At 56.3% G+C, this 821-nt stretch carries 1 protein-coding gene; it reads right to left on the reverse strand.

The features are described 5' to 3' along the window. Nucleotides 1-100: 100 nt before the first annotated feature. The coding region (locus TNMX_RS11265) for a lycopene cyclase domain-containing protein (protein WP_253269406.1) at nt 101-821 on the reverse strand (721 nt) is incomplete at its 5' end.

The following is an 821-nucleotide window of genomic DNA, read 5'->3' on the forward strand; positions in this document are numbered from 1 at the left end:
AGTAAGTATACGCTTCTTAAGTTGTTCCTGAGGCTTCGCCAAAAAATACCTTCCACGAGTGCCTTAAGGAATCGGGCCAAAGGGCGGTCGGGTTCCAACTTCACCGCAGCCTCCTTAGGGCCTCGGGGTGCCAGGCTAGGAGAATTCCTTGGACCACAGCCAAGTTAGTGAAAAGAAAGAAGAGCATTTCCTCAATGGGCAAACCCCAGGCTTTTACCCCTAGGGTATAGGCCTCTGAGATCCACCATATGTTTTCCTGGGTGATGGCCCAGAAATCTGCAGCCCAGAGATACATAGTGGGCACGATCGTGCCCAGGAGGAGGGGCCTGTACCAGGCTACAAGGAGGTCACCTCCAAAGGTCCACTGGAGTAGAAAAACGGGGGAGAAGTACGCGAGTATAAGGCCCAGGTAGAGGTAAGGACCATCGAGGGCCACCAGGAGAACACCTAGGGCCGAGGCCAGAAGCCAGATCCCTCCTCCTACCCATCGGATCCAGCCCCCTCTTGCCTTGGGGGGATGCCCGGCAATTCTAAACAGGAAGGCTCCCGTAAGAAGAGGCTGGAGGCAGAAAAAGAGGTACTCCTCGAGGGGGACATAACCCAGGCGAAGGAGAATCCGCTCCTCTGGATAACCCCAGACCCCCCTCCATACCAGGTAGTTGTCCCACGGGGTGGTGTAGGCCAGGGCGATGAGGGGCATGAGCAGGTAAGCCCAAAGTCTTGGGGGCTTGGGCCTTGCAAGGGCCAGGAGAAGGATGAGGGGGGGTAGGATAAAGGTGAGATGGAAAAGGAGGTACGTCATGCCTTTTCCAGGGTAACCC

This window comes from Thermus sp. NMX2.A1, assembly GCF_000511705.1.
Lineage (GTDB): Bacteria > Deinococcota > Deinococci > Deinococcales > Thermaceae > Thermus > Thermus scotoductus.